17 protein-coding genes are annotated in these 25,061 nt (G+C 75.8%); 9 read left to right on the top strand and 8 right to left on the bottom strand.

The window, feature by feature from the left end; all coding sequences use genetic code 11:
• Window positions 1-799: 799 nt before the first annotated feature.
• The 4 genes from HWY08_RS21305 to gpmI form a co-directional block, all read right to left on the bottom strand.
• Window positions 800-4,585: a DUF3858 domain-containing protein gene (locus tag HWY08_RS21305; protein WP_176069058.1), complete on the bottom strand. Its 3,786-nt coding sequence runs from the start codon at window positions 4,583-4,585 to the stop codon at window positions 800-802.
• An 8-nt stretch (window positions 4,586-4,593) separates the two neighbouring features.
• Window positions 4,594-8,322: a transglutaminase family protein gene (locus HWY08_RS21300; RefSeq protein ID WP_176069055.1), complete on the bottom strand. Its 3,729-nt coding sequence runs from the start codon at window positions 8,320-8,322 to the stop codon at window positions 4,594-4,596.
• Window positions 8,323-8,433: 111 nt separating this feature from the next.
• The gene (locus tag HWY08_RS21295) at window positions 8,434-9,153 is read right to left on the bottom strand and encodes a ComFC family protein (RefSeq protein ID WP_176069053.1); all 720 of its coding nucleotides are present in this window, start codon (window positions 9,151-9,153) and stop codon (window positions 8,434-8,436) included.
• Between the two features lie 72 nt (window positions 9,154-9,225).
• Window positions 9,226-10,776 (bottom strand): 2,3-bisphosphoglycerate-independent phosphoglycerate mutase, encoded by a 1,551-nt coding sequence (gpmI, locus tag HWY08_RS21290; RefSeq protein ID WP_235969744.1) that lies wholly within the window; start codon window positions 10,774-10,776, stop codon window positions 9,226-9,228.
• Between the two features lie 166 nt (window positions 10,777-10,942).
• On the opposite strand from gpmI, the gene HWY08_RS21680 reads away from it, so the two are divergent.
• The 6 genes from HWY08_RS21680 (at window position 10,943) to HWY08_RS21260 (ending at window position 17,686) form a co-directional block, all read left to right on the top strand.
• On the top strand, window positions 10,943-13,915 hold the full coding sequence (locus HWY08_RS21680; RefSeq protein ID WP_209005203.1) for a serine/threonine-protein kinase: 2,973 nt from the start codon (window positions 10,943-10,945) through the stop codon (window positions 13,913-13,915).
• Window positions 13,916-13,988: 73 nt separating this feature from the next.
• A complete protein-coding gene (locus HWY08_RS21280) occupies window positions 13,989-14,180 on the top strand; it encodes a hypothetical protein (protein WP_176069049.1) in 192 nt (63 codons plus the stop codon).
• A 10-nt stretch (window positions 14,181-14,190) separates the two neighbouring features.
• Window positions 14,191-15,156 carry an MvdC/MvdD family ATP grasp protein gene (locus HWY08_RS21275; protein WP_176069047.1) on the top strand — a complete coding sequence of 322 codons (966 nt, stop codon included), beginning with the start codon at window positions 14,191-14,193 and terminating at the stop codon, window positions 15,154-15,156.
• Between the two features lie 9 nt (window positions 15,157-15,165).
• On the top strand, window positions 15,166-15,498 hold the full coding sequence (locus tag HWY08_RS21270; RefSeq protein WP_176069045.1) for a nucleotidyltransferase domain-containing protein: 333 nt from the start codon (window positions 15,166-15,168) through the stop codon (window positions 15,496-15,498).
• Window positions 15,488-15,901: a HEPN domain-containing protein gene (locus HWY08_RS21265; protein ID WP_176069043.1), complete on the top strand. Its 414-nt coding sequence runs from the start codon at window positions 15,488-15,490 to the stop codon at window positions 15,899-15,901. Before HWY08_RS21270 ends, HWY08_RS21265 begins: the two co-directional genes overlap by 11 nt.
• A 42-nt stretch (window positions 15,902-15,943) precedes the next feature.
• Window positions 15,944-17,686 carry a DUF885 domain-containing protein gene (locus tag HWY08_RS21260; RefSeq protein ID WP_176069041.1) on the top strand — a complete coding sequence of 581 codons (1,743 nt, stop codon included), beginning with the start codon at window positions 15,944-15,946 and terminating at the stop codon, window positions 17,684-17,686.
• Between the two features lie 12 nt (window positions 17,687-17,698).
• Here HWY08_RS21260 and HWY08_RS21255 read toward each other — a convergent pair whose 3' ends face one another.
• On the bottom strand, window positions 17,699-18,289 hold the full coding sequence (locus tag HWY08_RS21255; RefSeq protein WP_176069039.1) for a DUF2239 family protein: 591 nt from the start codon (window positions 18,287-18,289) through the stop codon (window positions 17,699-17,701).
• A gap of 137 nt (window positions 18,290-18,426) precedes the next feature.
• On the opposite strand from HWY08_RS21255, the gene HWY08_RS21250 reads away from it, so the two are divergent.
• On the top strand, window positions 18,427-19,596 hold the full coding sequence (locus HWY08_RS21250; RefSeq protein ID WP_235969743.1) for an HNH endonuclease: 1,170 nt from the start codon (window positions 18,427-18,429) through the stop codon (window positions 19,594-19,596).
• A 431-nt stretch (window positions 19,597-20,027) separates the two neighbouring features.
• On the opposite strand, the gene rlmH is transcribed toward HWY08_RS21250, so the two are convergent.
• A complete protein-coding gene (gene rlmH / locus HWY08_RS21245; RefSeq protein ID WP_176069035.1) occupies window positions 20,028-20,489 on the bottom strand; it encodes a 23S rRNA (pseudouridine(1915)-N(3))-methyltransferase RlmH in 462 nt (153 codons plus the stop codon).
• A complete protein-coding gene (locus tag HWY08_RS21240) occupies window positions 20,486-21,118 on the bottom strand; it encodes a hypothetical protein (RefSeq protein ID WP_176069033.1) in 633 nt (210 codons plus the stop codon). The genes rlmH and HWY08_RS21240 overlap by 4 nt, the downstream gene beginning before the upstream one ends.
• 247 nt (window positions 21,119-21,365) lie before the next feature.
• Here HWY08_RS21240 and HWY08_RS21235 point away from each other — a divergent pair, with 247 nt between their 5' ends.
• Together HWY08_RS21235 and HWY08_RS21230 are read left to right on the top strand one after the other, a co-directional pair.
• Window positions 21,366-22,940 carry a ligand-binding sensor domain-containing protein gene (locus HWY08_RS21235; RefSeq protein ID WP_235969742.1) on the top strand — a complete coding sequence of 525 codons (1,575 nt, stop codon included), beginning with the start codon at window positions 21,366-21,368 and terminating at the stop codon, window positions 22,938-22,940.
• Window positions 22,941-23,159: 219 nt separating this feature from the next.
• Entirely contained in the window at window positions 23,160-23,606 is a 447-nt protein-coding gene (locus HWY08_RS21230) for a methylglyoxal synthase (RefSeq protein WP_176069031.1), read from the top strand.
• On the opposite strand, the gene HWY08_RS21225 is transcribed toward HWY08_RS21230, so the two are convergent.
• Window positions 23,603-25,057, bottom strand: coding sequence for a S41 family peptidase (locus HWY08_RS21225; protein ID WP_176069029.1), 1,455 nt, complete (start codon window positions 25,055-25,057; stop codon window positions 23,603-23,605). The two genes, HWY08_RS21230 and HWY08_RS21225, sit on opposite strands and share 4 nt — an antisense overlap.
• Window positions 25,058-25,061 lie beyond the last annotated feature (4 nt).

Below are 25,061 nucleotides of genomic sequence, written 5' to 3'. Positions count from 1 at the left end.
ATCGCACGGAGGTCTGACACGGACAGTCAACGGCGCCGCACGCGCAGTAGACCCGATCGCGGGGCCGCCTCACCGCTTCCAATCAGCTCCCCGGCTGCCGCGTTCCCGCACCCGCGCCCCTTCGTCCCCGTAAGCCGGGCCACGCCTCGCCGCCGCGGACGCGCAGGCACGCCTCGCGCTCGACGCCCCGGGTTCGGCGGCGCTTGCCACCGCGGATCCGCCTGCCCGCCTGCCGCGCCCCTCCCTGCCCGTGGTCCGCCCGCCGATGCAGGACAGCCGCTCCATGCTGCGAGCGCGACCGGTCTTCGGCGGCCCCTCTCCCCGGCCCTCTCCCCGCTCCGCGGGGCGAGGGGGATGAGGGGGATGAGGGGGCACCCTGTCACGCCGCCGCGGGGGAAGGGGGGGAGAGGCGCCGCACGGCGCTCATCGAGGATGCGGTGGGGCGGGGCGCAGCCCCGTTACAAAAGGCCGGCTCCGGCCCGATGCGGGGGTCGAAGCTGAGGATCTGCCGGAGCCGGCCAGGCTCGAACAAGAGAAGTTTGCGCCTCGTCCTCTACCGCGTCGCGCTGAAGTGTTCCCGCCCGCCGTGGGGGAGAGTACGGCGAGCGGGTAGGGGGAGTAGCGCGGTCACGGCCACGGGACGCACTCCCTGCAGGCCGGCCGAGAGGCCGGCGATCTCGAAGAGCTTCTCGAGAATTCTGGAGAGGGCGAGACGCATGCAGCCGGAGAGAGCATCTTCGATGCCAGCCCGCCCCGGCCTGGATCCGGGCCTTTTCCGCGACTCCACTCCGGGTCGCGCTCACCCCGGGGTGCCGCGGCGGAACACCAGGGGCTCACCCTGCGCCGCGTCCACCGCCCGCGCGAACGCCCCGAACGCGGGGTAATCCGCGGGCGCGATCCGCCCGCGGAGCAGGTCGAGCTGGTCGGTCCGCTGGAGGCGGCCACCCGACACCTGCTCCACGCGCCGGAAGCTGCCGAAGGGTGTCTCGAGCGCTGCCTGCGCGCCGGGCAAGGGCTGCCAGCCGGCTGGCAGGGTCACGGAGAGCTCCAGCGAGGCGCGGTCGTCCCCAGCCACCAGCAGCGGCGTCTCGCGCGCGGCGCGCTGCAGGAAGCGCGCGCCGAGGCGGGCCGGGAACACCGGCTGCTCCGCCACCGCCCTCCCCTCCTCCAGCCGCGCCCAGCGCTCCACCTTGGCCCGCCAGCGCAGGGTCACCGGCCCCTCCAGCGCGCCCTCCCCATCCACCGCCAGGTCGAGGAGCGCCGCCCCGCGGAAGCTCCGCGCCAGCATCTGCTCCATCGCCTGCCGCCGCGCCTGCCCGTCGAGCCGCTCGACCGAGGCGCGCAGCGCGGCCGCCTCGAACCCGGTGTAGGCGTCGGAGCCCTCCAGCACCGCCCCGCCCTCCGCGTCCACCGTCACCGCCAGCCGGGTCCGGCGCCGCTCGGAGCCGTCGTCCGGCGGCGTGCGCGCCACCTCCACCTGCTCGCCCGGCCCGGGCAGCACCAGCGCCTCGGCGCCGCGCAGCTGCGCCGGCAGGACGCCGTAGGGCGTGCCGCGGGTGGTCGGGTCGAGCCAGGTGACCTGGCCGCCGCGCTCGAGCCGCAGCACCGCGTAGCCGTACAGGTCCGGGCGCGGGAAGCGGTAGGGCGCCGGGTCGCGCCCGAAGTCGCGCACCAGCGCCAGGCGCGAGCGCACCCCCAGCGCCTCGAGCAGGCTCTGGAGGAGCACCGTCCGGCTGCCGCGCCCGCGCGAGAGGATGGCGCCGGCCGGCTCGGAGAAGGAGCCGCCCTGGCCCAGGATGAGCTCCTGCACGCGGCGGTAAGCGGCGCGCGGCAGCGCCTCGCCGCCGCGCTCCGCCGGCGGCACGCTCGCCGCCAGCTCGGCCGCGAGCTGCCGCACCTCCAGGCTGGGCCGGCAGGGCTCGAGGAGCCCGTCGGCCATCGCGCGCGCCAGCGCCTCGCGCCCGGCGCCAGCGCCGGCCTGCACGAACGGCAGGTGCTCCGCCAGGGCCGGCGCGCCCGGCTCGGGGAAGAGCGCCGGCACGTCCTCGCGCACCACCCGCACCACCTCGCGCCCGCCCTCCTCGCGGACCGGCGGCGGCGGCAGGTGGTGGGCGTCCACCTCCAGGCCGAGCCCGCGCGGCGCGGCGGCGGTGTAGACCGACCGCCACAGGGGCTCGTCGGCGCGGAAGTAGAACGGGTCGGCGCTGAAGCCCGGCACCGCGGCGCCGCGCGGCGGGACCGTCCGCATCCAGATCCACTCCGCCAGGTCGCCCGGCTCGAGGCCGGTGAGCGAGAGGGTGCGCTTGTCGCCGAGCGGCTCCTCCGGCTCCAGCACCCGGCCGTCCCTCTTCACCGTGCGCGCCTCGAGCAGCTCGGCGCCCTCCGGCACCGCCACCTCGCCCACCCGGTCCACCGCCCGCTCGTCGCGCGCCTCGACCAGGGTGTGGATGCGCTCGGTGTAGGCGCCGCCGGGGTGCGCCTCCACCGCGCCCAGGTCGAGCACGGTCACGCTGGAGGTGGCGCGGCGGCCGCCGGCCGCGCGGTAGGCGGCGAGCGCCGCGGCGCCGTCCTCGTCGAGCTCGTCGAGCGGCTCGTGGCCCCCCTCCAGCGCGAGGGCGCGGCGGAGCTGGAGGTCGCTCCCGTCGAGGAGGAGCGCCCGCTCCCGCGCGGCGCGCGCCCCGGCCGCGTCGCCGGCCGCCTCGAGGTACTCCGCCCGGCGCTTCTCGAGGCGCGCCGCGCGCGGCCAGCTCCGCGCCAGGTCCTCGAGGTCGGCGGCGGCGGCGCGCGGGTCGCCGCGCGAGGCGCGGAGCCCGGCGCGCACCAGGCGCCCGTCGATGCGGGCGGGCGCGAGCCGCACCACCTCGTCCGCCAGCGCGAGCGCGCCCGCCAGGTCGCCGCGGCGGCGCCGGTGCTCCACCAGCCGCTCCAGCCCCGCCGGGCAGGCCCGCAGCGCGGTGGCGAGCTCGTCCTGCCGCTGCAGGGCGTCGCGCCGGACCGCCAGCGCCTGCGACAGCTCCAGCGCGGCGCAGTCGCCGCCCACCCGGCGCGCCTCGTCGGCGAACCGCTCCGCCTGGGCCGCCAGCCCGCGCGCCTCCGCCAGCCGGGCGCGCGCCAGGAGCGCCCGCGGGCGCGCCGCCGCCGCCTCGGAGAGCGCGTCGAGCAGCGCCGCCGCGTCGTCCAGCCGGTCCCCCTGCCGCGCCAGCTCGGCGCGGGCGAGCCGCGCCTCGGCGTCCCCCGGATCGGCCGCCAGCGCCTGGTCCAGATCGGCCACGGCGCGCGCCCGCGCGACCCGCTCCGAGAGCGTCGGGTCGTCCTGGCGCGCCTCGGCCCGGAACGCCAGCAGCGCGGCCGAGCGGGGCGCAGCGCGCAGCGCGCCCTCGAGGAGCGCCTTGGCCGCCTCCCGATCGAGGTCGAGCGCCCCGAGGGCTGCGGCGAGCGGCGCGGCCACCGGCCCGGCCTCGCGCTCGAGGCCGAGCGCCAGCGCCGGCGCGCCCGGGAGCGGCGGCGGGAGCGGACCGGCCTTCACGGCGGGGGCGGCGGTGCCCGGCGCCGCGGCGGCGGAGGTCGCGTCGGAAGGGGCGCCGTCGGCGCGGGCGAAGGACACCGCCAGCTGCCCGGGCGCGTCGCCGCGGCCGAGCTTCACGAGGAGCCGGTGCGTCCCCGCCGAGAGCCGGAGCGGCACGAGCTGCGCCAGCGGGGGGAAGCCGGCGTAGGCGCGCCGCTCGGCCACCGGGGCGCCGTCGAGGAAGGCGCGCAAGGAGAGGTCGCCGCCCACCGCGAGCAGGTAGTCGCCGCCGCGGGCGAGCGTCACCTCCGCGGCGACGTAGTAGAGGTCCGCGCCGGGGGGCTCGCCCTCGAGCGTGACGACGCCGTCGGGGAAGGCGAGCGCGCGGGTGGGCGCCGGCGGGAGGCCGGCGGCCTGCGGGGCGCTCGCGGGCAGCGGCCCCGCCTCCGGCGGGAAGGGGGTGTCGAGCTCGAGGCCGTGGAGCCCGCCGAACGGGCCGGCCAGCGCCACCGCCGTGACCGCGCCCGCCTCGGCCCGCAGCTGCGCCGCCCGGCCCCGCTCGCCGAGCGCGGCGAGCGCCGCCGCCCGCGCGGCGCGCGCCCGGAAGGCGGTGCCGCCCTCGAGCCGCGGCTGCGCCCGGGCGAGCCCCTCCTCGATCTTCCGCGCCAGCGCCGGGGCGCGGCCGGCGAGGTCGGCGAGCCGCCGCGCCGCCACCGTCGCGAGCGGGTGGCGCGGGGCGCCCTCCACCAGGGCGACGAGCTCCGTCGCCTCCCCGGCGTCGTCGAGCTGGCGGCGGGCGAGGAGCGCGCCGCCGAGGCGGGCCCAGGGATCCGCCCCGTCGCGCGCCTCGGCCGCCTCGATCCGGCGGGCGGCGGTGGCGGCGTCGTTCCGCAGGAGCAGCGCGTCGAGCCCGGCCTGGGCGAGCGCGCGGGCCGAGGCGCCGCGCGCGGCGGCGTCGCCCTCGGGCCGGTCGAGGGGCCCGCGGGCGGTGGCGCAGGCGGCGAGCGCGAGGAGGAGCGCGAGGGCGCGGCCCGCGCATCGGCCGGCGCCGCGCTGGGGGTGAACGAGGAGGCTCGTCATGGGCGGGGTCACCGGGAGGCGGCGGCGGGGGCCGCCGGCGCGAGCCGGACCGGCCGCGCCAGCGCGCGGTCCACCTGCGAGAGGAAGTCGCGGAAGGCGCCGTAGGAGGCGGCGGGGACGCGGCTCGCCTTGAGCCGCACCCGGGTCTCGGCGAGGAGCGCGCCCCCCTCCTCGCGGTAGCTCACCTCGAAGGCGGCGAAGTCGCCGTCGAGCGCCGCGGGCGGCGGCAGCTCGACCGCGCGCCAGCCGGCGGGGAGCGCGTAGCGGTAGGCGAGGCGCGCCTCCCAGGGCGCGCCGAGGACGAGGTCCTGCCGGCGCGCCGAGAGCGGCGCCAGGCTCTCGGTGAAGCGCTGCCCGGCGCCGAACGGCGGCAGCCGCAACCCGTCCCCCTGCCGGTCGGCGAGCCGCGGCAAGGAGAGCGCGAAGCGGAGCTGGACGTCGTCCTCCAGCCGGCCGAGATCGGAGACGGAGACCTCCTTCACCGCCAGCCCGGGGAAGGTGCGGCTCATCGCCTGCTCGAGGTGGGCGCGGCGGTCGCCCTCGGCGGCGTAGGCGCGGCGGTAGCCCGGCGCCTGCACCCCGGCCACCCGCGCCTCGCCGGTCACGGCGGCGCTGCCGTCGGCGGCGAGCGCGACGTCGTACCGGCTCTCGCTGCGGTTGTCGCCGGGCTGGCCCTCGGGGAGGGTGGTGAAGCGCGCCGGGGCGCCCGGGTTCACCACCAGCACCGTCGCCCCGCGGTCCTCGCCGGGGAGATCGCGCGAGCCGGAGTACGAGGCCGTCCCGTCGAGCCAGAGGTCGTGCCGGGGGACGTAGAGGATGGCGTGGTTGAACACCGCCAGCGAGGCGGGCCGCTCCGGCATCCGGCCGAGCCGCCGCATCCGCAGCAGGACCAGGCGCGAGTCGATCCCGAGCGACTCGAGCAGCGCGTGGGTGAGGCTCGCCTTGTCCTTGCAGTCGCCGAAGCGGCGGTCGAGGATCTGCTCGACCCGGTACGGCTTGAAGCCGTGGATGCCGAACTCGAGCGCGACGTAGCGGGTGTTCGTCACCACGAAGCGGTGCACCGCCTGGATCACCGCCAGCTCGTCGCCCGCCGGCGGCAGCCCCTGCTTGCGCCGCGCGGCGCGCGTCTCGGCGGCGAGCCGGAGCGCCGTCTCGCGCACCTCCGCCGTCGGGACGAGCTGCTCGCGCACGAGCCCCCAGTAGAAGCGCGCCACGTCGTCCCAGCTCGCGTAGGTGGAGACGTGCAGGTAGGGCGCCACCTCGCTCCAGCCCGGCATCCCCGGCTCGGGCCGGAGCCGCGGCACGTCCTTCGCCGCCCAGCGCCGCTCCACCACCCCGCCCTCGAGCGCGCGCTCGGACTTCTGGAGGCCGGGCAGCGCCGGGTCGGAGGCGAAGATCTTCCGCCCCTCCGGCGCCAGCAGCACGTACTCGGTCTGCGCCCGCCGGGTGTCGTCGCCGAAGAAGACCACCTCGCCGAAGTAGTCGGAGAGGAGGTTCTCGCTCGCCACGTCGTCGGTGCGCACCGCGATCTCGAGCACGTCGCCCGGCGCCAGCGCCGGGAAGCCGAGCTGGCGCGTGCGGGTGTCGTAGTAGAGCCGGTACCAGGGCTCGCTCGCGCTCCGGTCGCTCTCCTGGTACGTGTCCACCTCGGCGCCGTCCGGCTTCAGCACCCGCGCCCGCGCCACCTTCACCTCCTGGCGGTCTGGGGTGTAGCCGGTCGCCCAGCTCCGCCACGCCTCGACGCCGCGGGGGGTGAGCACCTTCACCACCAGCTGGTGGACGGCGGAGGAGAGGCCGGAGGCGAAGACCTTCCGCACCTGGAGGTCCGAGAGCACCAGCGCGTCCTCGTCGGCGGCGGCCGCCGGGGCGCCGGCGGCGAGGAGGCGCGCGTCGCGCAGGTAGGGCTGCTCGAACGGCTCGCGCTTGGGCTCGATGGCGCGCACCAGCTCCTTGAGCTGGGGGTTCTGGGGCTTGAGCTCGAGGGCGCCCTGGAAGTCGGCCAGCGCCTCCTGGGCGTGCCCGGCGCGGAGCCGTGCCTGGCCGCGCCGCTCCAGGATCTCCGGCTCCTCCGGGGCGATGCGGAGCGCGGCGGCGTAGGTCGCCTCCGCCTCGTCGGACCGGCCGTTGCCGGCGAGCAGGTCGGCGAGGCGCAGGCGCGCCTCCAGGTCGGCCGGGTCGAGCCGGAGCGCCTCCTCGAGCAGGCGCACCGCGCCGTCGAGGTCGGCGCGCTGCAGGAGCACCTGGGTGAGGCTCGCCCGCGCGGCGGCGTCGTCGAAGCGGAGCGCGAGCGCCTTGCGCAGGAGCGGCGCCGCCTCGTCCAGGCGGTCCTGGGCGCGGAGCCCGCGCACCGCGGCCGCCACCGCGCCGGGGTGGAAGGGCAGCTCCCGCGCCAGCGCCGCCCGCTCGCGCTGCGCCCGGGCGGCGAGCCCCGCCTGCTCGTGGAGGTCCGCCAGGGCGAGGCGCGCCGCCGCGAAGCGCGGGGCGGCCCGGACGGCGCGCTCGAGCAGCCGCTGCGCCCGCGCCAGCCGGTTGTGCGAGAGCTCGTGCCGGCCGAGCGCGGCGAGCGCCAGCGGGTCGTCGGGGTGGGCCGCCACCGCCGCCTCGAGCTGCTCGCGCCGGCGGTTGCCGTCGTCGTCGAGCCGCGCCGCCAGGAGGCGGGCGCGGACCGAGCCGGGCATGAGCTTCGCCGCGCGCCTCGCCTCCGCCGCGGCGCGCCGCTCGCGGTCCTCGCCCGGGCGCCGCTCCGCCAGCGCCAGCGCCAGGTCGAGCCGGGCCGGGCCGGCCGCCGCGCCGCTCGCCGCGCGGGCGCGCCGCTCCAGCAGGTCGAGGACGCCCGGCCGCGGCGAGGCCTTCCCGGCGGGACGCGCCAGGGCCGGGAGCGGCGGGAGGCGGGCGGGCCGGAGGGCGAGCGGCTCGCCGCGCTCGTCGGCGAGCCGCACGAAGAAGCCCATCATCCCCTCGGCCTGGCACAGCTTCACCAGGATGCGGTTCGGCCCGCGGCGCAGCCCCACCTCCACCGCCGAGGTGTCGAGCCGCGCCCGGTGGTAGCTCGGGTCGGCGTGGACGAGCGCGCCGTTCACGAACACCTTCACCGCGCCGCTCGCGCCCAGGTACAGGACCGCGCGCGCGTCGCGCGGCGACTCCACGGCCGTGAGCGCGTAGACCACCACCTCGCGCGCCGGCCGCACCGCCGCGCCGAGGTGCGCGAAGCCGGCCGCGAGCGCCTCCTGCGGCAGCGGTCGCCACCCCACCTCGCGCCCCTTGCCGGGGTAGCGCGCCCCGAGCGCCTGCTCCGCCTCCGGCGGGAAGGCCTCGTCGAAGCCGCGCTTCCCCTCGTTGTCGAACGGGCCAGCCACCTGCCAGCCGCGCAGGAACGCGAGCTGCGCCAGGTCCGCCTCGCTGCGGCGCAGGTTGCCGCGGGCGCGCTCCAGGTGCGCGAGCCGGAAGCGGGCGTAGGCGCGCACCTCGGGGTGCGCGGCGCGGTCGGTCGCGAGCGCGTCGTACGCGGCGGCCAGCTTGCCGAGGTCGGAGAGCTCGCCCTCCAGGCCGGAGAGCTCGATCAGCACCGGGAGCGCGCGCGGCTGGGCGTGGTCGCGCTCCAGCTCGGCGAGGAGCTCCCCCGCGCGCGCCTCCAGCGGCTCGGCGGGCGCGGGCGCCTCGGCGGCGGCGCGGGTGCAGAGGGCGAGCGCGAGCGCGCAGGCGGCGAGGTGAGCGGGGCGGCGGGCGGCTTGCAGCATGGCCCCAATCTAACCCAAGGGGACGAGGGAGATTCCGCGGGAACGCCCGCTCGCCGCCTCGCCGGCGGCGCTCCGCCGGGCTCAGGCTTCGCTCGCGCGAAGCTCGGCCCGTCAGTCGGCGCGCGCCAGGGCGATGACGTGCACCTCGCGGGCGCCGGCGACGAGGAGCGCCTCGCTGCACGCGCCGGCGGTGGCGGCGGTGGTGACCACGTCGTCCACCAGCACGAGCGCGCGCCCCGCCACCAGGCGCCGCTCGGCGGCGAATGCGCCGCGCACGTTGCGGAGCCGCTCCGCGCGCGAGGTGCCCACCTGCGGCGCGGTCTCGCGGGTGCGGCGCAGCGCGGCCGGAAGGAAGGGCGCGCGGCGGGCGCGAGCCACGGCGCGGGCGACGAGCTGCGCCTGGTCGTAGCCGCGGGCGAGGCGCCGGCGGCGGCCGAGCGGCACCGCGACCACCGCCGCGCCTTCGGGCCACGGGGCGGCCGCGGCGAGCCAGGCGCCGAGCGGGCGCGCCAGCGCGGGGCGATCGCCGTACTTGAGCGCGTGGACCGCGTCGGCGAGCGGGCCGCCGAACAGGGCGCCGGCGCGGCAGGAGGCGAAGGCGGGCGGCGCGGCCAGGCACGCGCCGCAGAGCGCGTGCGGGCCCGGCAGGCCGCAGCGGGCGCAGCCCGGGGGGACGGAGTCGATGGCGTCGCGGCAGGTGGGGCAGAAGGGCTCGTCCGCGGAGCTCGCGAGCAGCTCGCGGCAGGCGGCGCAGCGAGGGGGGTAGAGGAGGTCGAGGAGGGCGGAGGTGAAGGTCGAGGTGAAAGCGCATGGACCGGAGGATGCGTTCATCGATCGACCTCGACCTCGACTGCAACAGCGACCTCGACCTCGACTTCGACCGCGACCGCGAGCGGCCCGTCTTCAGCGCATGAGCAAGCCCAGCCCCTTCATCTCCTTCGGCTGCGGCAGCCCGAGCACCTGGAGGGCGGTGGGCGCCACGTCGGCCAGCACGCCCTTCTCGCGCAGCTTCGCGCCCTTGAAGTCCGGGTCGGCCAGGATGAACGGCACGGGCCCGAGCGTGTGCGCCGTGTGCGGCTGGCCGGTCACCGGGTCCACCATCAGCTCGCAGTTGCCGTGGTCGGCGGTGACGAGCATCGCCATGTACGAGGCGCGCGCGGCCTTCCAGAGCCGGCCGAGGCACTCGTCCACCACCTTCACCGCCTTCACCGCCGCGTCGAGCTTCCCGGTGTGCCCCACCATGTCCGGGTTCGCGAAGTTGACCAGGATGAAGCCGTACTTGCGCGACTCGATGGCCGGCACCAGCCGGTCGGTCACCTCGCGCGCGCTCATCTCGGGCTTCTCGTCGTAGGTCTTCACGTCGCGCGGGCTGGGCACGAGGATCCGCTCCTCGCCCGGGAACTGCACCTCGCGCCCGCCGTTGAAGAAGAAGGTGACGTGGGCGTACTTCTCGGTCTCGGCGCAGCGGAGCTGCGGGATGCCGGCCTGCGCCACGAGCTCCGGGAAGATGTGCGTCGGCTGGTCGGGCGCGTAGGCCACCGGGAGCCCGAAGGTCTGGTCGTACTCCGTCATGCACGCGTAGTACGCGAGCTGGGGCCGCGGCCTCGCGTCGAAGTCGGCGAACCCCTCCTGCGTGAAGGCGCGCGTGATCTCGCGCGCCCGGTCGGCGCGGAAGTTGAAGAAGACGATGACGTCGCCGTCCTTCACCCGCGCCCGCGGCTCGCCGGCGCCGTTGACGACCACCGTCGGCTTCACGAACTCGTCGGTCTCCTCGCGGCCGTACGCCTCCTCCACCGCCTTCGCACCGCCGGCGGCCTTGAAGCCCTCGCCGCGCACCATCGCGCCGTAGGCGAGCGCCACCCGGTCCCACCGCTTGTCGCGGTCCATGGCGTAGTAGCGCCCCATCACCGTCGCGACCTGCCCGTAGCCGGTCTCGCCGAGCCGCTTCTCGAACGCTTGCACGTAGCCGAGGCCGCTCTTCGGCGGCACGTCGCGCCCGTCGAGGAAGGCGTGCACGAAGGCGCGCGGGACGCCCTCGCGCCGCGCCAGCTCCAGGCAGGCGTGCAGGTGCTCGACGTGGCTGTGCACGCCGCCGTCGGAGAGGAGGCCGAGGAAGTGGACCGTTCCGCTCCCCGACTTCGCCCGCCGCATCGCCTCCTGCAGCACCGGGTTCTGGAAGAACGACCCGTCCTCGACCGCGCGGTTGATGCGGACGAGGTCCTGGTAGACGATCCGCCCCGCCCCGAGGTTCGTGTGGCCGACCTCGGAGTTCCCCATCTGCCCCTCCGGCAGTCCGACCGAGAGCCCGCTCGTCTCGAGCGCGGTCCACGGGTAATCGCGCATGAGGGCGTCCATGTTGGGCGTCCCGGCGATGGCGATGGCGTTCGCCTCGCGCTCGGTCCGCAGGCCCCAACCATCGAGGACGACGAGCAGAACGGGCTTGGTCTTGGGCACGGTCACCTCGGGTATGGGGAAGTCGCCCCTCTGTCTAGGCTCGTTCGCGTCCGCTCTCAAGGGATGATTCCCTCCCGGGCGTAGCAAGGCGCGCGCCCGGCTCGTGGGACGGCCGCGGGTGCGACACAGGGTCCGTTCGGCGGTAACATGCGCCGGTTCCCCGGCCATGGCCACCGAAGCCCGCAGCGAGGCGCGCCGCCTCGAACCCGATCGCACCGAGCCCTCCGTCGCGGCGGGGGCGGCGGCGGATGGCCTGACGCGGCTCCTGGAGGAGCTGGCGCGCACCCCGGACGTGAAGCTGTCCGAAGTCTGGCAGGCGCGGCTCGCGCCGGGCGAGGTGGTGGGGCGCTTCGAGCTCGTCCGCGAGGTGGGGCGCGGCGGCTTCGGGGTGGTGTACGAGGCGAAGGACCGCGACCTGGGCCGGCGGGTGGCCTTCAAGGCGCTCCGGCCCGGGCGGCCCCTCGACGCCGAGCAGGTGGAAGCGCTGCGTCACGAGGCGGAGTCGGCGGCGCGGCTCAACCACCCCAACCTGGTCACCATCCACGACTTCGGGAGCTGCCCCAGCGGCCCCTACCTCATCATGGAGCTGCTCCGGGGCGAGGCGCTGTCACAGCGGCTCGACGACGGGCCTCTCTCTCCCGGTGAAGCCGTCCGCATCGCCCGGGAGGTGGGACAGGCGCTCGTGCACGCGCACGCGGCGGGGGTGGTGCACCGCGACCTCAAGCCCGGCAACGTCTTCGTCTGCGAGTCCGGCGCCGTGAAGGTGCTCGACTTCGGCCTGGCGCACCTGCTCGGCGCGGCGGGCGCCAAGGGTGGCACCCCCGGCTACATGGCGCCCGAGCAGATCCGCGGCGAGCGCGAGGACGAGCGGAGCGACCTCTTCGGCCTGGGGGTCCTCCTCTACCGCATGCTCACCGGGCGGCTGCCGTTCGAGGTGAAGAACGGGCGCAGCGCCGTGCTCGACGAGGGCCCCTCCCCGGAGCCCCGCGGCGAGGGCATCCCGGCGCGGCTGGCGCGGCTCACGGGGCGGCTCCTGGCGAAGGACCCGGGCCACCGCCCCCGCTCGGCGCAGGAGGCGGTGGACGACCTCGGCGCCATCGCGCGCGCGCTCGATCCGGTGGCGGCGGGCCGGCGCCGGCGCGGCTGGCTCGCGCTCGCCGTGGCGGTGCTCTTCGCGGGCGGCGGCGGGGTCGCGGCGGGGCTGGGGGCGCGAGCCCTCGGGGCCCGCGACCTCCAGCGCATGACGGTGGCGGTGGCCGACTTCGAGAACGCCACCGGCGACCCGCAGCTCGAGGGGCTGTCCGCCCTGCTCATCACCTCGCTCGAGCAGTCGCACCGCCTCGCGGTGGTGACGCGCTCCCGCATGCGCGACGAGCTGCGGAAGCTGGGCCACGGCGAGGTGGAGCGTATCGACGAGCGACTGGCGCGCGAGGTGGGGCGCGCGGTGAAGACGCGGGCGCTCCTCCTCGCCTCGGTGCGCCGCTTCGGCGGCGACTACGCCCTCCAGCTCCGCGCCCTCGACCCCAGGGACGACCGGTCGCTGTTCGCGGTGACGGAGCAGGTGAGCCGGAAGGAGGACGTCCCGGCGCTCATCGACCGGGTGTCCGAGCGCGCCCGCCGGGCGCTGCGCGAGCACGACGACGACGTGCGCGACGCCCGCGTCGAGATGGCCGCCGCGGTGACGAAGAACCTGGAGGCCTACCAGCACTACTTCCGCGGGGTGGAGTGCATCGAGCGGCCGAGGGAGGAGCGGGAGTGGATCGGCTGCTCCGACTTCTTCCGCGCCGCGGTGGCGGCGGATCCGGGCTTCGCGCTCGCCCACTACCAGCTCGCGTACCTGGCGAGCACCATCAACGTGTCTGGGTCGGCCGGGTCCCAGCGGCCGTTCATCGAGGCCGAGCTCTCGTCGGCGCTGCGCGACGAGGCGCAGCTCCCGGCGCGCGAGCGGTCGCTCGTGCTGGCGCTGCAGGCGCACCTGGCCGGCGACGACGCGGGCGCGCTGCGGCGGTACGACGACCTCATCCGGCGTTACCCGGACGACAAGCACGCGCTGTATCTGGCTGGCGACCTCCTGTATGACCGGAGCGACTACGCGGGCGCCATCCCGTACCTCCAGAAGGCGGCAGAGCTCGACCCCTTCTTCGAGAACGCGGTGCGGAGCCTCGTCCACGCGCTCGGGAAGCTGCAACGCAAGGAGGAGCTGCGGACGCTGCTCGACCGCTGGGCTCGGCTGCCGCAGAATCCGGCGCTGCGGGCGGCGGCGGTGCGCGGGGCGGTGTGGATGGGGGACCTCGATCGGTCGCTCGAAGAGGCTCGAAAGAACGCCTCCTCGGCATCGGATCCCTCGCCTTTCATCGATCTCGCCGCAGTTCAGTTCTCGCGCGGCGACTTCATCGACGCAGAGCGGGCGCTTCGACGCGCCATGCACGACTATCCGGACCGTCAACGCGCGAGCGCCTACCTCGCGATCGCCGTCGGCGCGCAGGGTCGCCGTAGGGAATCCGTCGAGCTCGCAGCGCGAGCATCTCCGAAGATCGACGCGTGGGATCGTCACGTGGGCCTCGCGCTGGCCCTGGTCGGTACGGCCCCAGCGTCGGCGGTGTGGTCCGAGGTGCAGCAAGCGGGTACGACGAATCCAGGGGCAGCGGCCACGCTAGCAGCCGACCTCGCACTCCTCGGCGATGTCGCACACGCGCGCGAACTCCTGGCACATCTCCAGCCGCGCACTCCCGATCACGAGCTCGCCACTGCAGCCATCGCGTGGCGAACAGGCGACGCGCCCGGCGCGACCGCCCGGTTGAGAGCGCTCGATGCGGTCGAGCCCGTGCCGGAATGGGGGCTGCCGCCGTCGTTCTTGCTGGCCGAGATCGCGAGTGCCGCTGGTGAGGACGTGGCCGTGCTCGAGGCCGCCCGGCGCTTCCGATCCGTATGGTCACAACTCGGATCGCGCGGCGCTTGGGCCATGCCCCGGATGATGCTGCTGGAAGCTCGCGCGCAGTCGCGCCTCGGCCGCATCGACGAGGCTCGCACCAGCCTCGACCGACTCCTCACACAATGTGCTCGCGCCGATTCCGACGACCCGATCGCGATCGACGCGCGAGCCCTGCGTGCCGGTCTTGGGCCGCGCGATCGGCGCTGACTATGCTAAGACAATAGCGACCGGCCGAGCGCACGCTCGGCGGCTGCATCGGACCAACCCGGGGGAGCACACGATGGGTTCCAACACAGACCCGCCGCACCTGATGGCCGACCTGAAGACCAAGCGCGCCAGCGCCAAGCGCGGCGCAAAGAAGCCGGCTGCGAAGAAGACCACGGCCCGCAAGACCACCGCGCGCAAGGCGACGAAGAAGGCGCCGGCGCGGAAGACCGCGGCCAAGCGCGGCGCGCGCAAGGCGAAGAAGTAGCGCGATTGCCGTGAGCCGCCGGCGCGGAACCGTCCTGGTCGTCGCGCCGGCGGCCGATTCCCACGCGCGCGCGGTCCTCGCCGAGCTTCGGCGCCGCCGCGTCCCCGCCACCTCCTTCGACACGGCGCGCTTTCCCGAGCGCGCGACGCTGGCGCTCCACCTCGACGCCGGGTCCTCGTGGCGCGGGGCGCTGCGCTCGGGCGACGCGCTCGACCCGGAGCGGGTCCGCGCCGTCTGGTGGCGCCGCCCGGAGCCGTACCGCCTCCACCCCTCCCTGCGCGGCCGCCGCCGCGACGGCGCCTTCTGCGCTGCCGACGACGCGCTGGGCGCGTTCTGGTCCGCGCTCGACGCGCGCTGGGTGAACGACCCCGCCCGCGACGAGGCTGCCGAGCACAAGCCGCGCCAGCTCGCGCTGGCCGCGCGGCTCGCCCTCGCCATCCCCGAGACGCTGGTCACGAACGACCCCGCCGCCGCGCGCGCCTTCGTCGCCGCCCGGCCCGACGGCGCGACCATCCACAAGAACGTCACCGGTGCCCCGGCGCTCCTGCGCCACACCGCGCTCGCCCGCCAGGGCGATCGCGCCCTCTTCGCCTCCGTCCGCCACCTGCCGCTCATGATCCAGGAGCGCGTGCCCGGCACCGACCTGCGCGTGACGGTGGTCGGCGACGACCTCTTCGCCGCCGAGATCGACGTCGAGGCCGACCCGGTCGACGTCCGCGCCGCCCTCCCCCGCGCCCGCATGCGCCCCGTCCCGCTGCCGCCCGCCGTCGCCTCGAAGCTCCAGCGCTTCGTCCGCGCCCTCGGCCTCACCTACGCCGCCCTCGACCTCCGCCGGCGCGAGGACGGCGAGCACGTGTTCCTGGAGGTGAACCCCTCCGGCGAGTGGCTGTACGTGGAGCGCAGGACCGGGCAGCCCGTCACGGCGGCGGTGGCCACGCTTCTCGCCAGGGTCGCGCGACGCACGTCCCCGCAGTAGGATCGACGCATGAACAGGGCGGACCTCAGACGGGACGATCCCGTGCTCGAGGAGCTGGTGCGCCGGCTGCGAGCGGCCTACCAGCCCGAGCGCGTGTACCTGTTCGGCTCGCGGGCCCGCGGCGAGAGCGGACCCGATAGCGACTACGACCTGCTGCTCGTCGTACCGGACGACGCTCCCCCGGAGCGCCGCCGCGCCAAGCTCGCCTACCGCGCCCTGCGAGGAACCGGCGTCGCGGCCGACGTGCTCGTCTGGACACGGTCCGCCTTCGACGAGCGGCTCTCGGTCGTCGCTTCGCTCCCCGCTACCGTCGCTCGCGAAGGAGCCCTCGTTGCCCCCTGACGCCGCGACGTTGCGCGAGGTGAAGGGGTGGCTCGCGCGGGCGGATTCGGATCTGCGTACCGCGGGCGTCGCTCGCGCGGCCGACCCTTCGCTCCTCGACGCGGTGGTCTTTCATGCCCAGCAAGCGGCGGAGAAGGCGTTGAAGGCTTTCCTCGTCCTTCACGGCCGGACCTTCCGGAAGACGCACAGCATCGAGGAGATCGGCGAGGCCGTGCTCGCGATCGACGGCTCGCTCGCGGGCGTGGTGGAGGATGCCGCGCCACTCACGGAGTACGCCTGGAAGTTCCGGTACCCCGGTGAACAAGCTGAGCCTCCGTCCGACGAAGCAGACGAAGCTCTCGCGATAGCGCGTCGCACGTTCGATGCGATCGTCGGGCGCGTCCCGGCGGCAGCCCGCCCCTGAGACCTGGCCGATCCTACCTCGAATCGCCTGGAGACCCCCACCGTGCGCACACTCCTGCTGCTGGCGTTCCTGACGGTCCCGCACGTCGCGCGGTCCGCAACCCCTGCCTCCCCCGCCCAGCGCCTCGCCGCGCTCGAGCAGCGGTACCTCGACGGCCTCTTCCGCGCGAAGCCCTACCTCGCCGACTACATGGGCGACCACCGCTTCGCCGGGAAGCTCTCCGACGTCACGCCCAAGGGCGTGGAGCGGCGCGCGGTGGAGCTGAGGGCGCAGCAGGGCGAGCTCGCCGGCATCGACCGGGCCGCGCTCGACCCGGACGCCCAGGTGGACGCGGCCATCCTGCAGGACGGGATCGCGCTCGAGCTCCTCGAGCTGACGGAGATCCGGGAGTGGGCCTGGGACCCGCGCCTCCGCGACGGCTTCACCTACTTCGACCCGCGCGAGGTGGTGGCGGCGCGGCTCTCGGACCTGGTCCACGGCACCTGGGGTACGGTCGTCGAGCGGCGGCGCGCGGCGGCCTCGCAGCTCGCCGCGCTCCCGGCCTGGCTGCGAGCGCGCGAGCGGTGGATGGAGCAGGTCTCGAAGGTCCACCTCGAGCAGGCGGTGAAGGACAACCGGGGCCGGATCGAGTTCTTCCAGACGGAAGTGGCCGCCTTCACGAAGGGCGATCGCCGCGCGGAGCAGGCGCGGAAGCTGGCGGTGACGGCCTTGCAGGCGCACCAGGCGTTCCTCGAGAAGACGCTCCCCGCCCGCGCCACCCGCGACTGGCGCCTCGGCGCGGAGCTCTTCCGGAAGAAGTTCCCGCTGGCGCTCCAGACCGACCTCGGCCCCGAGGAGACGGTGAAGGCCGCGCGCGAGGACTTCGCCCGCTCGCGCGGTGAGCTGGAGGAGGTGTCGCGCCGCCTCTTCGGACAGCTCTTCCCGAACGAGCCCGCGCCGGTGGGCGCGGCGCTCATCAACCGGGTGAAGGACGCCCTCGCCGCCGACCACCCGAAGCGCGACGAGCTGGTCGAGGCGAGCGCGGCGAAGCTCGACCTCCTGCGAGCCTTCGTCGACCAGCACGGGTTCGTGGCGCTCCCGCCGAAGGAGACGCTCTCGGTCCTGCCCATGCCCGAGTTCAAGCGCGGCGGCGGCGGCGCCGAGTACCTCTCGCCCGACGCGCTCGACAAGCAGGCGCCCTTCCACGGCACCTACTACGTCGAGCCGGTCGACCCCACCTGGCCCGCCGAGAAGGCCGAGAGCTACCTGCGCGGCAACAACACCTACGAGATCACGCTCACCGCCGCGCACGAGGCCCTGCCCGGCCACCACACGCAGGCGTGGTGGGCGCGGCGCGACCCGTCGGCGCTGCGCGCGACGCTGTGGAGCGGCCCCTTCGCCGAGGGGTGGGCCGTCTACGGCGAGGGGCTGGTGGTGAAGAACGGCTTCGGCGGCGAGCAGAACGACCGCTACCGCTTCATGGACCTGCGCGGCCACATGATCGTCGCCTCGAACGCCATCCTCGACGCCGGCCTCCAGGGCGGCGAGATGACCGACGCGGAGGCGGTGCGCTTCATGGTGGAGGAGGGCTTCCAGGAGCAGACGCAGGCGGAGCGGAAGCTGCTCCGGGCGAAGCTCGACTCGACCCAGCTCACCCAGTACTTCCTCGGGTTCACCGAGATCGGCCGGCTGGAGGAGGACGCGCGGGCGGCGGGCGCGTTCGACCAGCGCGGGTTCGACGAGAAGCTCCTGTCGCACGGGACCATCGCGGTGAAGCACCTCCGGAGGTTCGTGCTGGGGAAGTGACCCCCGCCGAAATCACCCCTCCGCTCCCCCGTCCGCCCCCTCGACCTTCGCCGCCTCCCTCACCCACCGCAGGAGGTACTTCCGGACGTCGGCGGGCCAAGCGCGCACGAGCCGCTCGAACCGAGGGATGTCGCCGGCGAACAGGGCGCGCGAGGCCTCCTCGTAGCCGTCGCGATCGCCGGCCATGGCGGTCATGAAGCGGCTGGCGGCCTCGCGCAGCGACCGGGCGCGCTGCTTACCCGGCTCGCGCTTCCGCGCCTCGTCCACCAACCGGCGCAGGGCGGCGGAGATCCCGTTCGGCTGCTCCTCCAGCCACTCCCAGTGCCGCGGCAGCAGCGAGACCTCGCGCCCCACCACCCCCAGGCGGGGGCGCCCGGGGCGGCCCGGCTCGGCGGCCGGCGGCGCGGCGCGAGCGAGCACCCGCTCGAGCGAGCCGCGCAGGTCGAAGTCGACCTCGCGCCCGGTCGCGTCGTCGAAGATGAGGAGCCGGGCGCGCTCCTTCCGATCGACCCAGGCCTTCGTCCCGGCCAGCATCTCCTCGAGGGGACCCGAGGCGATGAGGCGATCGTCGGCGAAGGCGGTGTAGCTGCGGGGTTCGTCCATGGCGGCGTTATACCCGGATACAACCCGGTTGTCCATTGTATCCGGATAGAACCGGCCCCGCCGGTGCCGCTGGCTGGCGAGCCTGGAAGGCAGCCGGTTGACTCGAGGTGTCAGACGCACGTGTGATGATCTCGTCCATGGCCGCCGCACCGGACCCCGCCGCGCGCTCGCCCTGGGAGGCGTGGCGGACGAGCCACGCGCCGCCGCCGGTGGACCTCGCGCCGCTCACCGGGCGCGAGCTCGACGTCTGGTTCCGCGGCGGAGAGCCGGAGGCCGACGCCTGCGAGGCGCTGCTGGTCTGGGCGGGCCGGGCGCGGGGCGCGCTCGACGTCGCGATCGCCGAGGGGCTCGACGCGCTCCGCCAGGGCGAGCGGCTGGCGGAGCTGGGGTACCACCTCGACGACTACGCCCGGGAGGTGCTCGACCTGCGCAAGCGCGCGGCCCAGCGCGAGACGCTGGACGAGGCGCTGGCGCTCGCGGGCGAGCTCCTGCCGGGCGCGACGCGCGCCGAGCGGCTCGAGGCGATCGCCCAGGAGTTCGCGGGCGCCTACGCCGGCGAGGCCGACCCCGACCAGGCGCGCGTGCTCGGCGCCGCGGTCCGGCAGCTCCGCCCCGGCGACGACGCCCGCGCCGCGGCGCTCGAGGAGGAGACGGAGCGCTGGGCGGCCCTCCCCGCCATCCCGGACGTGGCCGCTCCCGACGTGCGCTTCTACGAGACCGCCACCGCCCACGACGTGGACGCCCGCCTGCGCGAGCTGGCCGTCCAGCGGGCCGAGTGGGAGGACCTCATCGGCTACTGCGCGCTCGCGGTGCGGAAGAGCCAGCTGCACCGGCTCCGGATGCGTGCGTGGGGGAAGCTGGCCGCCCCGCTGGCCCTCCGGATCGCGGCGGTGCTCGCCGCCGCGGTGCAGGCCGTCCGGGACCGGACCGGGAAGCCGCTGCCGCTCGGGACTTGCCTCGCCGTCCTCGCACAGCACTTCCTCGACACCTGGAAGGGGGTGGTGAAGCGCAATCGGAGCCGCTCGCGGAAGGTGCGGGACCGGGACGCGGGGCATTGCCAGGTCCCGGGCTGCAGCCACCGGGCCGTGGACTCCCACCACGTGCTGTTCCGGTCCCAGGGCGGCGGCGACGAGCTCGACAACCAGATCGGCCTCTGCCGCTTCCACCACCTCCGCTGCATCCACGGCGGCTACCTGCGCGTCGTGGGCCGGGCGCCGGATGGGCTGCGGTGGTTCCTGGGCGGGAGGCCGTGTAGCGGGCCGCGAGCGGCGGCGGCGCCATGGGAGGCAGACCGGGCACATGGGTAACACACCGCGGACCTGAGCTCAGGGCTGAGCCGCACCGCGTCCGCGCGCGCACGAGGCGCCATTGCGGAGCGCCGCCCCCGGCTCCAGGTTCGCCGGAACGCGTCCGTGGGACCTCGCCGCGGGCGAGGACTGCTCGAAGCTCCGCGACGCGCAGCGGCGCGGTGCAAGGTTCCGCAGCCCGCGTCGTGAGGACCACGCTGCGCGTTCCGGCCTGGGGACACCCGGCGGCGCGGAGCACGGGCGCCGACGCGCGCGCGGGCGAGGGGCGGCCGGGGTTGCCCGTTCCGAACCGAGCCGTGAGCGGGCGTGGCCGAGAGGCCCCTCTCCCCCGCCCCTCTCCCCGCTCCGCGGGGCGAGGGGAGAGTGCGACCTCGCTGGACTCCCCTCCGGGATGCGGGGGGGGCGAGGGGAGAGTGCGGACACGGTCACCCTCACTTGTGGTACGGCTCGCCCCGCAGGATGGTGAACGCGCGATAGAGCTGCTCCACCAGCACCAGGCGCGCCAGCCGGTGCGCCAGGGTGAGGCGCGAGAGGGCGAGCTTCTCGTCGGCCCGGGCCAGCACCTCGGGGGCGAGGCCGTCGGAGCCGCCGATGAGGAGCGCCACGTCGCGGCCGCCCTGCAGCCAGCCCTCCACCCGGCGCGCCAGCTCGACGCTCGTGTACTCCTTCCCCCGCTCGTCGAGGACCACCACCCGCTCGCGGGGGTCCACCTTGGCGAGCAGCGTCGCGCCCTCCTCGTCCTTCGCGCGCGGGGTGCCCGCGTGCTTCTTCGCCTCGGGCAGCTCCACGAGCTCGAACTTCACGTAGCGCGCGAGCCGCGTGCCGTACTCGGCCACGGCCGGCGCGTAGAGGCCGGAGCGGTCCTTGCCGATGGCGAGCAGGCGGAGCTTCATGGCGGGCAGGCGGGGCTGGCGAAGAAGGCTGCGGTCGGGTCCTGGCGATCGAGCGCGGGCGGCGCCGCGTCGGGGACGGCGCTCCCCGCGGCCTCCTCGGGCGACGCGCGGCCGTCCGCGTCGAGGGTCACGCGGCGCGACCACCGGCCGGCGGCGGTGCGCCCCTGCCAGCGCGCCTCGCGCAGCCGGCCGTCGTCGTCGAACCACTCCTCCAGCGTCACGCCGTCCTCGCGCTCGCGGACGAGCTTCACCACGCCGTGCGTCGGGTCGATCCAGGCGAGGCGGCGCAGGTCGCCGCCGGAGCAGCGGTCGAAGCGCTTCTGCGCCTCCGAGAGCGCCCCGGCGGCGTGGCGGCGCTCGACCTCGCGGGCGGAGGCGGTGACGGGGGCGGAGTCGGGGAGCGCAGCGTCGCGCGGGGGTGGCCGCGCGGCGCTCTGCCCCCTCTCCCCCGGGGGGGATGGAGGCGCCACGGGCGCGCCGGGCCCCACGTTCCACCAGCGCAGCGCCAGCACCACGACCAGGGTGGCGAGCGCCGTCCCGACGAGGATGCGCAGGGAGAAGGCGCGCAGCGAGGCGCCGACGCCCGGCTCCTGGCCTGGGCCGCGCTCGCCGGGTGGGCCGCCGCTCACGACTCTCCTCTCGGTGAAGCCACGGACCCGAGTCTAGCAGCCTGGCGGGCGGGCGCGCTCGGGCCACTTCGGTCAGCGCGACCGCGCCGCCTGGGAAGGTGAGTTCCCCGCCGCTCCCGCGCGCTGCCCAGCGTCCCCGCGCGGCGCGCCGTCCCGGGTGGCATGGCCGCGGTGGCGCGACTCTCGCATCCACCAGGCCCCTCGGCGAGGAGCGCCCCCGCGCGCCCGCCGCCAGGAGGCCTCACGCATGGATCCCTTCGTGGCGCGTTCCGTCCCGCGCGTGGTCGCGACCGTCGCCCTGCTGGGGGGACTCGCGGTCGCGGCGCTCCTCGGCTCGTGCAGCGGCTCGGGCGGGACGAAGGGCGCCGGCGGGGACGACGGCGGCGTCACGATCAACCAGGCGGACGGCGGCTCGCCCGACGGCGGCGCCGACGCCGGGACCCCCGACGCGGGGACGCCCGACGCCGGCGCACCGGACGCAGGGACGCCGGACGCGGGCACGCCCGACGGCGGGACGAGCTTCGGCGGCCCCGGGCCCTGGCCGCTCGAGAACAGGACCTACGGCGCGGCGGAGGGGCTGCAGGAGTCGCCGGTCGTCGCCGCCTCGACCGACGAGGCGCAGAACCTGTGGGTGGCGACGCCGCAGGCGGTCTACCTCCTGAAGCCGGGCGACGCGAAGTTCACCCGCTTCTCCTCGAAGGACGGGCTCCACCTCGCCGACCACCCGAAGCTCTACGACGAGGACTACTGCGGGGGCGAGAAGGGCGTGCCCGGCGCGGCCAACGGCGACGGCATCTCGGCGCTGGTCGGCGGCGCCGCGGGCGAGGTGTTCGTCGGCTACCACGGCAACACCGCCGTGAAGGGCGACTGCAGCGACTCCGCCGTCGACCGCCACTCGGGCCAGCTCGACCGCGTGCGGCTGAAGCCGGACGGGACGCTCGAGGTGACGCGCTTCCAGATGGTGAGCACCGGCATGGGGATGATGTTCTGGCACAACCGGACCGTCTACCGGCTCGCCTACGACCACGTGGTCCACCCGCACACGCTCTACGCCGGCACCGACCACGGCGTGGACATGTTCTTCCCGGACAGGTACCGCGACCCGAGCCCGGGCGAGTGGACCGGCTTCTCGATCCAGGAGTGGATGAGCGATCACCTGCACGTGCAGGTGTGCTTCCACGGCGACACGACCTGCGAGGCGGGCGGCGAGGGGAACGCGCGCATGGGCGACTGGCGCGGGCTCACCATCGACCCCGACGGCGACCTGTGGCACGCCGGGCGCTGGAGCGCCGGGAAGATCCGCTGGGTGGCGGACCTCAAGCAGTGGAACATGCGCAGCGGCGCGCAGGCCTATGCGGTCGCGTACGGCAACGGCAGCGACCCCGTCTTCCCGGTGAGCCAGATCGGCGACGTGGTGAGCCTGTCGGGCGTCGCGCTGGCGAAGGACGGCACGCCCTGGTTCGCGAGCTCGTTCTTCTACGGCGCGGTGCCGTCGGTGCCCTCGCCCGGCTCCGGCCGCGGCCTCGCGCACGACACCGGGAACGCGAGGTTCACCTACGTGAGCCCGTCCGCCGCCGGGATGAGCGAGCAGGACGTGCAGGATCTGGCGGCGCTGCCCGACGGGCGGCTCGTCCTCGCCGGCGCGCACACGGGGCTCGTCTTCTGGGATCCGGTCACCGGCGCGAAGAGCGCGCTTCGGGCGGGCCAGGGTCTCCCGGACGACGCGGTCCAGCAGCTGTCGCTCGACACGCGGGTCGATCCGCCCGCGCTCTACGTCGCGACCGGGAGCGGGGTGGCGGTGCTGCGGCAGCTCCCGAAGTGAAGGGCGTGGGAGGGGGGAGGGGCGGAGGGGCCGCGAGGTCGCTCCGCCCCTCCGCGGTCCGGGCGCCGTGATGTACTCATGGTGAACGTGCGCGCCCGGCGAGCAGCTGCGCGCAGGGCGAGCAGGTGCCGGCGACACCTCGGTTTCACCACCTCGTCACCTCGTCGGCCCCGCCTGCGGGTTGCATCCGTCTGACGCGTCGCGCTAGAGGATGCGCCCATGCCGAAGACCACGCCCATGTCGCCGCGCAAGCGCATCGCGCTCGTCGCGCACGACAACAAGAAGTCCGACCTCCTCTCCTGGGCCCGCTACAACGTCGGGACGCTCTCGCGCCACGACCTCTACGCCACCGGCACCACCGGCGGCATGCTGGTCGAGGAGCTCGGGCTCGAGGTGAAGCGGCTCCTCTCCGGCCCGCTCGGCGGCGACCAGCAGGTGGGCGCGATGATCGCCTGCGGCCAGCTCGACGCGCTCATCTTCTTCTGGGATCCGCTCGAGCCCTTGCCGCACGACCCGGACATCAAGGCGCTGCTCCGGATCGCGGTGCTCTACAACATCCTCACCGCCTGCAACCGGACCACCGCCGACTTCGTGGTGTCGTCGCCGCTGCTGTCGTCGGACTACGACCGGGTGCTGCCCGATCCCTCCTCGGTGATCCGGCGCTAGAAGAGCCCCGGCATCTCCAGCTGCGCCGGCGAGGGCCGCGCGGGGCGCGGGTAGATCGCCGCCGCGCGGGCGGCGCTGAGGCCGGTGGGCGCCGCGCCGGCGGTGGCGGTGGCGGGCGGGATGGCGGTGCAGCTCGCCGCCCCGCCGTCCACGAACGCCAGCGCCTGGCCGGTGGAGGTCTCGGCCGGATCGCCCAGCTCGTGCGCGAGGTCGTCGTCGGCGGCGCAGGAGGCGCCGCCGAACTGGCCGGCCGCGTCGGGCAGCCCGTCGTAGTAGCCGCCGAAGCCGGCCCTGTTCTGGAGCTGGAACGAGATGAGGTAGAGCTGGTCCTGGCAGCTGCCGAGCGCGAACGGCGTCTGCCCCACCGGCTTGCCGTAGGTGCGGCCGCCCACGACCGCCAGGCTCTGCCCCAGGTACGCGGCGAGCGCGTTCGGCACGAGCTCGCTCGCGGAGGCGGTGCCGGAGGTGGTGATGAACGCCACCCGGTTCACCGCCGGGAGCCGGTTCGCCTCGTCGCCGAAGCTCTCGCTCCAGCTGTCGCCCGCGTGGTTCGCATTGTACTGGCCCTGGTACATGAGCTCGCCGGCGGCCGGGTGGAGCAGGCTCGCCAGCACCCGGGCCGTCGCGAGGAGGCCGCCGCCGTCGTAGCGCACGTCCACCAGCACGTCCTTCACCCCGGCCGCGTTGAACGCGGCGAAGGCGTCGCGGAGCTTCTGCTCGGCCGGGGTGACGAAGGTCCGGAGGAGCACGTAGCCCACCGGCTTGCCGAGCGGGCTCGCGATCACCTTCGAGACCACCGGGTCGAGGTCGTACACCGCGCTCGTCATGGAGCGGGTGACGGCGGTGGTCTGGCCGCGCGGGAGCACGCTCAGGACCTTCGGCGTGCCGGGCGTGCTGCCGGAGAGGGCGGTGCCGAGCGTCCCCTGGCCGACGAGGGTGGTCACGTCGGTCATGGTCTGCGCGGTGCTGCCCACGGCCAGGATCTGATCGCCGCGCGCGAAGCCGGCCAGGGCGGCCGGCGAGCCGCCCATGACCTGCGTGAGCACGAGCTTGCCGGCGAAGGGGCCCGCCGCCGGGAGCACGTAGCCGTAGCCGTACCCGGCCGACTGGCCGGACTGGAAGTACTGCTGCGCCTCGGCCTGGGTGAGGAGGTAGCTCCAGCCGCGGTCCTCGTGCTTCGCGCGCGCCGCGGCGGTGAAGCCGTCGAGCAGGTCCTGCGGCGTGGCGAAGGCGCCCGGGTCGAAGGGCGTCGGGACGAGCTGCTGGTACTGCGCCGTGCCGGGGACGAGGTCCTGGTAGAGGTACCAGTCCTGGGCGGTGGCGAGCAGCCGCGCCTTCTCGGCGGCGGGCGTGCAGGCGGTGCCGGCGCCGAAGGGGTTGTCGCTGCAGCCGGCGGCCGCGGCGGCGAGCGCGGCCAGCGCGCCCAGGAGGCGTCCACGCGTCGAGGTCATCCGG

This window comes from Anaeromyxobacter diazotrophicus, from assembly GCF_013340205.1.
Lineage (GTDB): Bacteria > Myxococcota > Myxococcia > Myxococcales > Anaeromyxobacteraceae > Anaeromyxobacter_A > Anaeromyxobacter_A diazotrophicus.
This window is presented reverse-complemented; position numbering and strand designations above follow the sequence as displayed.

Coding starts and splice junctions, on each gene's coding strand:
- HWY08_RS21280 (WP_176069049.1), top strand. CDS start 13,989: ATGGGTTCCAACACAGACCCGCCGCACCTGATGGCCGACCTGAAGACC.
- HWY08_RS21230 (WP_176069031.1), top strand. CDS start 23,160: ATGCCGAAGACCACGCCCATGTCGCCGCGCAAGCGCATCGCGCTCGTC.
- HWY08_RS21300 (WP_176069055.1), bottom strand. CDS start 8,322: ATGCTGCAAGCCGCCCGCCGCCCCGCTCACCTCGCCGCCTGCGCGCTC.
- HWY08_RS21295 (WP_176069053.1), bottom strand. CDS start 9,153: ATGAACGCATCCTCCGGTCCATGCGCTTTCACCTCGACCTTCACCTCC.
- HWY08_RS21305 (WP_176069058.1), bottom strand. CDS start 4,585: ATGACGAGCCTCCTCGTTCACCCCCAGCGCGGCGCCGGCCGATGCGCG.
- HWY08_RS21235 (WP_235969742.1), top strand. CDS start 21,366: ATGGATCCCTTCGTGGCGCGTTCCGTCCCGCGCGTGGTCGCGACCGTC.
- HWY08_RS21255 (WP_176069039.1), bottom strand. CDS start 18,289: ATGGACGAACCCCGCAGCTACACCGCCTTCGCCGACGATCGCCTCATC.
- HWY08_RS21225 (WP_176069029.1), bottom strand. CDS start 25,057: ATGACCTCGACGCGTGGACGCCTCCTGGGCGCGCTGGCCGCGCTCGCC.
- HWY08_RS21270 (WP_176069045.1), top strand. CDS start 15,166: ATGAACAGGGCGGACCTCAGACGGGACGATCCCGTGCTCGAGGAGCTG.
- rlmH (WP_176069035.1), bottom strand. CDS start 20,489: ATGAAGCTCCGCCTGCTCGCCATCGGCAAGGACCGCTCCGGCCTCTAC.
- HWY08_RS21680 (WP_209005203.1), top strand. CDS start 10,943: ATGGCCACCGAAGCCCGCAGCGAGGCGCGCCGCCTCGAACCCGATCGC.
- HWY08_RS21250 (WP_235969743.1), top strand. CDS start 18,427: ATGGCCGCCGCACCGGACCCCGCCGCGCGCTCGCCCTGGGAGGCGTGG.